This is a genomic window from Mycobacterium sp. (genome assembly GCF_049281135.1).
In the GTDB taxonomy this organism is placed as follows: Bacteria; Actinomycetota; Actinomycetes; order Mycobacteriales; family Mycobacteriaceae; genus Mycobacterium.
This window is the reverse complement of the sequence record NZ_JBAPRN010000016.1, coordinates 1-7,687: the sequence shown is the minus strand read 5'-3', so window position 1 is coordinate 7,687 and position 7,687 is coordinate 1. Positions and strand designations below refer to the sequence as shown.

General features: G+C 63.2%; 9 protein-coding genes. 6 read left to right on the top strand and 3 right to left on the bottom strand.

All coding sequences use genetic code 11. The annotated features are described in order from the left end of the window. The coding region (locus tag WAN02_RS00480; RefSeq protein ID WP_422261779.1) for a malate:quinone oxidoreductase at window positions 1–639 on the bottom strand (639 nt) is incomplete at its 3' end. Between the two features lie 242 nt (window positions 640–881). On the opposite strand from WAN02_RS00480, the gene WAN02_RS00475 reads away from it, so the two are divergent. Together WAN02_RS00475 and mtr are read left to right on the top strand one after the other, a co-directional pair. Further along, window positions 882–1,892 carry an alpha/beta hydrolase gene (locus WAN02_RS00475; RefSeq protein ID WP_422261777.1) on the top strand — a complete coding sequence of 337 codons (1,011 nt, stop codon included), beginning with the start codon at window positions 882–884 and terminating at the stop codon, window positions 1,890–1,892. Window positions 1,893–1,903: 11 nt separating this feature from the next. Beyond that, window positions 1,904–3,286 carry a mycothione reductase gene (mtr, locus tag WAN02_RS00470; protein ID WP_422261775.1) on the top strand — a complete coding sequence of 461 codons (1,383 nt, stop codon included), beginning with the start codon at window positions 1,904–1,906 and terminating at the stop codon, window positions 3,284–3,286. 245 nt (window positions 3,287–3,531) lie between these two features. Here mtr and WAN02_RS00465 read toward each other — a convergent pair whose 3' ends face one another. Beyond that, window positions 3,532–3,792: a DUF6400 family protein gene (locus WAN02_RS00465; RefSeq protein WP_422261773.1), complete on the bottom strand. Its 261-nt coding sequence runs from the start codon at window positions 3,790–3,792 to the stop codon at window positions 3,532–3,534. A 138-nt stretch (window positions 3,793–3,930) separates the two neighbouring features. Further along, window positions 3,931–4,140 carry a zinc transporter Slc39a7 gene (locus tag WAN02_RS00460; RefSeq protein ID WP_422261771.1) on the bottom strand — a complete coding sequence of 70 codons (210 nt, stop codon included), beginning with the start codon at window positions 4,138–4,140 and terminating at the stop codon, window positions 3,931–3,933. A 166-nt stretch (window positions 4,141–4,306) separates the two neighbouring features. On the opposite strand from WAN02_RS00460, the gene WAN02_RS00455 reads away from it, so the two are divergent. The 4 genes from WAN02_RS00455 to WAN02_RS00440 all read left to right on the top strand — a co-directional run. Next, window positions 4,307–4,642: a hydrogenase maturation nickel metallochaperone HypA gene (locus WAN02_RS00455; RefSeq protein WP_422261769.1), complete on the top strand. Its 336-nt coding sequence runs from the start codon at window positions 4,307–4,309 to the stop codon at window positions 4,640–4,642. Window positions 4,643–4,654: 12 nt separating this feature from the next. Then, window positions 4,655–5,437 carry a hydrogenase nickel incorporation protein HypB gene (hypB, locus tag WAN02_RS00450; RefSeq protein WP_422261767.1) on the top strand — a complete coding sequence of 261 codons (783 nt, stop codon included), beginning with the start codon at window positions 4,655–4,657 and terminating at the stop codon, window positions 5,435–5,437. Between the two features lie 335 nt (window positions 5,438–5,772). Next, window positions 5,773–6,828 (top strand): hydrogenase expression protein HypE, encoded by a 1,056-nt coding sequence (locus WAN02_RS00445; protein ID WP_325687833.1) that lies wholly within the window; start codon window positions 5,773–5,775, stop codon window positions 6,826–6,828. A 39-nt stretch (window positions 6,829–6,867) separates the two neighbouring features. Continuing rightward, on the top strand, window positions 6,868–7,687 hold an 820-nt coding region (locus WAN02_RS00440; protein ID WP_422261764.1), incomplete at its 3' end, for a nickel-dependent hydrogenase large subunit.

The following is a 7,687-nucleotide window of genomic DNA, read 5'->3' as shown; positions in this document are numbered from 1 at the left end:
GCGGACCTCGTGTCCGAACAACACCGTCGTCCCCTTGCGCACGCCGTAGCCGATCAGCTGCCGGGACAACACGCCGAAGTCGACGTCGGTGCCGTCGGCGGCCCAGTTGAGCGCGACGGATTCGCAGCGGTCGCGTTCGGCAGCCATATACGGCAGCCGGCGAGCGAATTCGTCGGCGTCCTCGATCCATTCGGTGCGGGCGAAGAGCGGATTACCGGCCAGCGCCTCGCGGCGCCGGCGAAGATAGTCGACACGCTCGGCACCCTGCACAAAGCTGACATGCGGGACCGCGTTGAGAAAGCCGCGTACGTCCGACACCATGCCGTTCTCCGCCGCATAGGCCCAGAACTGACGGGTGACCTGAAATTCCTCGTTGACCCGCACCGCTTTGGCGATGTCGATCGAACCGTCGGGCAGCTGCGGTGTATAGAACAGTTCGCACAGCCCGGCATGTCCGGTGCCGGCGTTGTTCCACGGGTCGCTGCTTTCGGCGGCGGCACCGTCGAGTCGCTCGACCACGGTGATCGACCAGCTCGGCTCCAACCGGCGCAGCAGCGCCGACAACGTGGCGCTCATGATCCCGGTCCCGACCAGCACGGCGTCGACCTTCGAGGTTGTGCTTGCCTGCGGGGCTGACACCGGGCCGATCGTCCTTTGCGTGAGAGCGAGCTTTATCGATCGCCAGATTATCCCGGTCGCTTCTGAGCCGCTGGTCTGCGCAGTCTGCCACGCCGTGCCCATGACCTGGCGAAATCGAAGCGCGGCCGTCGCGCTGACCGCGGTGCTGGTCGCCGGATGTTCCGTAACGACCCATCGCGGCGCTGCCGTTCGCCGGGCAGGGCTAGCGGGTTCCACGGCGGCCACACTTTAAGCTGGCGTTCGTGACTGGCTGGCAGCCCGATGTCCTGCCCGGCTACTGGCAACTCACCATCCCACTGGGTGACGATCCCGACGGCGAGGGCGACATCGACGCGACGCTGCTGCGTCGTGGCGACGCCGCGCCGGCCGCCGATGCGGTCCTGGCCGTGCACGGATACACCGACTACTTCTTCCACACCGGGTTGGCTGACCATTTCGCCGGCCGCGACATCGCCTTCTATGCGCTGGATCTGCGCAAATGTGGGCGCTCATCGCGCAGCGGCCTGACCCCGCACTTCACCACCGACCTGGCCTGCTACGACCGCGAGCTCGATCGCGCACTGGAGATCATCGGCGAGGAGACCGGTTCGGCCCGCGTGCTGGTCTACGGCCACTCCGCCGGCGGACTGATCGTCTCGCTGTGGCTGGACCGGATGCGGCAACGCCGCGCGACCACTCGTAACCGGGTGGCGGGCCTGGTGCTCAACAGTCCTTTTCTGGATCTGCCCGGCCCGATGCCGCTTCGCTGGCCGCCCACGAGAGCACTGATCGCCGCGATCGCACGCTTCGGCGACAAACGGGTCGCCCGCGGCCCGAGCGAAACCGGCGGCGGTTACGGCGCGAGCCTGCATCGTGACTACCACGGAGAGTTTGACTACGACCTGCAATGGAAACCGTTGGGCGGCTTCCCCATTACCTTCGGCTGGCTGTCGGCGGTGCGGCGCGGCCAGACCAAGCTGCACCGCGGGCTCGATGTCGGCGTGCCGAATCTGATTCTGCGCTCTGACCACAGCGTGATCGAGGCCTCGGATGCGATCGCGCTGCAGTGCGGCGACGCGGTTCTCGACGTGCAGCACATCGCCCGCTGGGCAGGCTGTGTCGGCAACCAAAGCACGATCGTCCCGGTGGTCGATGCCAAGCATGACGTATTCCTGTCGATGCCGCAGCCGCGACAGGTTGCGTACCAGCAGCTGGACAGCTGGCTGAACGACTACCTGGGCGCGGCCTCTAACGTCGCGTCTCAGAACGGCTGAAGGGCTACCGGATGGAAAGCTACGAGCTGGCGATCATCGGAACCGGTTCCGGCAATAGCATTCTCGACGACCGCTACGCCAAGAAGCGGGTCGCGATCTGCGAGCAAGGAACCTTCGGCGGAACATGTCTCAATGTCGGCTGCATTCCGACCAAGATGTTCGTCTACGCCGCCGAGGTTGCCGAAACCATCCGCTCCGCAGCGCGTTACGGCATCGACGCACACATCGACCGGGTGCGATGGGACGACATCGTGTCGCGTGTGTTCGGGCGCATCGACCCGATCGCGATCGGCGGTGAGGACTATCGGCGCGCTCAACCCAACATCGACGTCTACGACACGCACACCCGCTTCGCTGCGGTGCAGGACGACGGTCGCTATTTACTGCGCACTGATGAGGGTGAGGAGTTCACTGCCGAGCAAGTGGTGATCGCTGCGGGCGCGCGCGCGGAGATTCCGCCGGCGATCCTTGACTGCGGGGTGCACTACTACACCAGTGACGACATCATGCGGATACCGGAACTGCCGACACATCTGGTGATCGTCGGCGGTGGTTTCGTGGCATGCGAATTCGCCCACATCTTCTCCGCGCTCGGAGTCCGGATCACGATGGTGATCCGCGGCGGCTCACTGCTGCGGCATCTCGACGACACCCTGTCCAGGCGGTTCACCCGGATCGCGGCGAGCAAGTGGGAAGTGCGCAGCCATCGCAACATTCTCGGCTCACACGAAAGCCGTTCCGGCATCGTGCTGGAACTCGACGACGGTTCGGAGTTGAAGGCCGATGCCGTGCTGGTGGCGACCGGACGGCGCTCCAACGGCGATCAGCTAGGTGCCGACACAGTCGGAATCGAGCTCGACGATCGCCGTATCGTCGTCGACCAATACCAACGAACCTCCGCGCGTAACGTTTTCGCGCTCGGCGACGTGTCGTCGCCGTATGAGCTCAAGCATGTTGCCAACCATGAAGCACGCGTCGTGCAGCGTAACCTGCTGCACGACTGGGACGACACCAAATCGATGGTCGCCACCGACCACCGCTATGTGCCCGCCGCGGTGTTCACCGATCCGCAGATCGCCTACATCGGATTGACCGAAAATGAGGCTGTTGCAAAGGGTTTCGACGTATCCTGCAAAATCCAGGACTACGCGGACGTCGCCTACGGCTGGGCGACCGAGGACACCGCGGGCATTGTGAAACTCGTTTCAGACTCCAGGACCGGTCAACTGCTTGGCGCGCACATCATGGGACACCAGGCCTCGTCGATCATCCAGCCGCTTATTCAGGCGATGACCTTTGGGCTGAGCGTGCACGAGATGGCGCGCGGCCAGTACTGGATTCACCCCGCGCTGCCGGAGGTCGTCGAGAACGCCCTGTTGGGGCTGTCGGACTGACGTCCGCGCGCGGTTGCGACCGGGATTACGCCGCGGTGGTTGACGATCGACCGCGCGGCCGGCTGTCGATCGACCACAGATGACCGCAGTCGGGACATTGCAGGTGCAGGAGCCACGCCTGGTAGTTCAACAGGTACTGCCAGTGCGTGTCGCAATTGCGACTGCTCTGGCAATCAGAGCACCCGACGGCGTGCTCGCACTGCGGGCAGCCGAACCAGGCGCGGCGACCCCGATCTGCAGTGGGATCAATCGGCAACACGGCCGGCCTCCCGATCCGGAAGCACCCCGGCGGCCACCAGGTTGTCGTAGATGCGTTGCTGGTCGTCGTCAAGGTTGGAGTACAGCGTCGCGTACGCGCGATCCTCCTGGGCGAGCACCTCGACCGGGTCCCAGTCGTCCCCGATCGCCTCGAGGACGGCGGCCCGGCGGCGCGCTTCATCGAGGGTTAGGTCGTATGCGAACGCCAGATGATCAGCCCCAGCAGCCACGTGTTCTCCTGCCGACATGTCGAACGAGCTACCAGAGTCAGCTGTAGCGTTCGGCGTCGGCAATGGCCTCCGTCACATTCGGAGGTTGAGGTTGATCACAGTTTTTCGACCGGACGCGTGTCGACCAGCGCGTTCGGCGCCCTGCGCGGCGCTGCCCTAGTGGGGGTGGTTGTGCTCTTGCCCCAGATCGGCTTGATGCACGTGTTGATGCGCGTGTTCAGTTCCGTCGGCGTGCGCGTGTGGGTGATCGTGCTCGACATGTTCGTGGTCGTGGCTGGTGTGCGGGTGCGCATGGGTGACTTCGTCGTGCTGGTGTTCGTGGGTGTGCGGTTCGTCGTGACCGTCTTTATGGTCTGTCACTGTCATCCCCTATGTGTAGAGATCCCGACCGCATCCATTGTGCTCTCCGCGATGAGCCCTGGGAACAATTGACTCCCATCCTGTCTGGTCCGCAACCCTCGCGGCGCCTGAGGTGTAGAACAGTGCGCATGGGCCTCAGATGGCAGGGCTCCGGGACTCGCGGTGAATAGCCGTGCATGAGCTTTCGCTGTGCGAGGCGATCGTTGGCGTGGTCAAACCGTATGCCGACGGTCGCCACGTCGACGTGGTACGTGTCCGGATCGGCGCGCTTCGTCAGGTGGTTCCCGAGTCGCTGTCGTTTTGCTGGACGCTGCTCCGAGACTACGAGGACATGCCCGACGCCGAGTTGGAACTCGAGTTCATCACCGCCGAGGTGCGCTGCCGGTCCTGTCGCAACGAGTCGTCGATCACTTCGCAGTGGTCATTGCTGTGCCCGCGTTGCGGGAGCGCCGACGTCGAAGTGCTGCGCGGCGACGAGTTTTTAGTGACATCGCTGGATGTCTCGTGAAAGGTGTTGACGATGGGTAGATTTCATCGCCACGATGACGGAACCGTACATACCCACGAGCACGGCGATCACGCCCACGCCCATCCTCACGACCACGGCGATCACAGCGGCTATCACACCGGCTCCCAACGGATCGACGTGCTCGAGGCGATCTTCGCCGAGAACGACGTTCGGGCCGACTTTAATCGAAAAGCGTTTGAGGACAGCCGAGTTCGTGCGATCAACTTGATGAGCTCCCCCGGCTCGGGCAAGACGACGGTATTGCAGGCCACCCTCGACGAACTGGCCGGCGAGATCGCTGTCGGCGTGATCGAGGGCGACATCGCCACCGATCTGGACGCCGCCAAACTCGGTGGCCGCGGCGCTCAGATATCCCTGCTGAACACCGGCAACGGGTTTGGCGGCGAATGCCACCTCGACGCGCCCATGGTCAACCGCGCGCTGCAGGGCCTGGACCTGACCCAACTGGATCTGGTGATCATCGAAAATGTTGGAAATCTGGTTTGCCCGGCCGAGTTTGACGTGGGCGAACATGCCAAGGCGATGGTTTATTCGGTCACCGAGGGTGACGACAAACCGCTGAAGTACCCGGTGATGTTCCGCGCCGTCGACGTGGTACTCCTCAACAAGATCGATCTGGTGCCGTATTTGGAGGTCGACGTCGAGTCGTACGTCGCCCGCGTCCGCGAGGTCAATCCGACCGCGACGATTTTGCCAGTCAGCGCCCGCACCGGCGTCGGCATGGCCGATTGGTTCGATTGGCTGCGACAGTTCGCTGCGGCCTCAGCGACCTGAGTGGACCGCGGTTTCATTTCGAGGACCCGCCTGCTCGTCGAACCGTAATCGCTTGGATACCAACACATGCAACTGATTCGCAAGAAGGCCATTATGCTGCTGATCATCACGCATCAACGAGGGTGCCGGACGGCGATTAATCGCCAACAGTACCCGCCTGCTTAACGAAATCAGGTACAAATCCGGAAACCCGTACATGCCCTCCAAATTTGCCAGAACAGCGTTGACAAGGCAGTTCAGCGAGAGTAAACCCAGGACATAGCGCCGCGTAAGCGGGCCGATAGCCGACTCCCGCGGTGTCAGGGACCTTAGCCCGGGTCCCGGAAAGCTGCGATATGCCAACGGAAGCAGCAGTCAAAGCGGAAGAAACATTGATCCACGTTCTCTGGATCAATGCGGGTCTGAGTTGTGACGGCGATTCTGTGGCGCTGACTGCCGCCACTCAACCCAGTATCGAGGAGATCGCGCTGGGCGCGCTCCCCGGACTGCCCAAGATCGCCGTGCACTGGCCGCTGATCGATTTCGAGTGCGGCCCCACCGGCGGCGCCGACGACTTCCTCGAATGGTTCTTCAAGGCCGATCGCGGTGAGCTCGAACCGTTCGTGCTCGTCGTCGAAGGTTCGATCCCGAACGAGGCGATCAAGAACGAGGGGTACTGGTGCGGGTTCGGCAACGACCCGGCCACCGGGCAGCCGATGACCACCAGCGAGTGGCTCGACCGGCTCACTCCCAAGGCGACAGCGGTGGTCGCAGTGGGAACGTGCGCCACCTACGGTGGCATCCACGCGATGGCCGGCAACCCGACCGGTGCGATGGGCGTACCCGATTACCTGGGCTGGGATTGGAAGAGCAAGGCCGGAATCCCGATCGTCTGCGTCCCGGGCTGCCCGATCCACCCGGACAACTTGTCGGAGACGCTGACTTATCTGCTCTACATGGCCACCGGGCAGGCGCCGATGATTCCGCTTGATGACGCGTTGCGACCGCAGTGGCTGTTCGGCAACACCGTGCACGAGGGCTGCGACCGGGCCGGCTACTACGAGCAGGGTGATTTCGCCACCGAGTATGGATCACCGAAATGCATTGTGAAGCTTGGCTGCTGGGGTCCAGTCGTCAAATGCAATGTGCCCAAGCGAGGCTGGATCAACGGCATCGGCGGCTGCCCGAACGTCGGCGGAATCTGCATCGGATGCACCATGCCCGGGTTCCCGGACAAGTTCATGCCGTTCATGGACGAACCCCCGGGCGGCAAGGTGTCCACCACGGCATCGGGCCTCTACGGCTCGGTGATCCGGAATCTGCGCGGCATCACCAACCGCACGCTCGACAAGGAACCGCGCTGGCGGCACAAGGGCGACAAACTCACAACGGGCGCACACCGCACCTGGTAATTCGCACCATCTCAGCTCGAAGGTAGGGAGCACACTGCGATGACAACGATCATCCCCGAGCCGTCCCACGCGAAGCGCGAGCCCGGCCAACTCGTCGAGATGGCATGGGATCCGATCACCCGGATCGTGGGCAGCCTCGGCATTTACACCAAGATCGACTTCGAGAACCGCGAAGTGGTCGAGTGTCACAGCACCTCATCCATTTTCCGCGGTTATTCGATCTTCATGAAAGGCAAGGACCCTCGCGACGCGCACTTCATCACCAGCCGCATCTGCGGCATCTGTGGTGACAACCACGCCACGTGTTCCTGCTACTGCCAGAACATGGCGTACGGGGTCAAGCCGCCGCACCTGGGCGAATGGATCGTCAACCTGGGTGAGGCCGCGGAATACATGTTCGACCACAACATCTTCCAGGAGAACCTGGTCGGCGTGGATTTCTGCGAAAAGATGGTCTCTGAGACCAATCCGGGCGTGCTGGCCAAGGCCGAGAACACCGCCGCACCGCACGCTGACGCGCATGGCTATAAGACGATCGCGGACATAATGCGCTCGCTCAACCCGTTCAGCGGCGAGTTCTACCGCGAGGCGCTTCAGGTCAGTCGCTACACGCGAGAAATGTTCTGCCTCATGGAAGGCCGCCACGTACACCCGTCCACGCTGTATCCCGGCGGAGTCGGCACGGTGGCGACCATTCAGCTGATGACCGACTACATGAGCCGGCTGATGCGCTACGTGGAATTCATGAAGAAGGTCGTGCCGATGCACGACGACTTGTTCGATTTCTTCTACGAAGCGCTTCCGGGTTACGAAGAAGTCGGGCGGCGGCGTGTTCTGCTGGCTTGCTGGGGTTCATTCA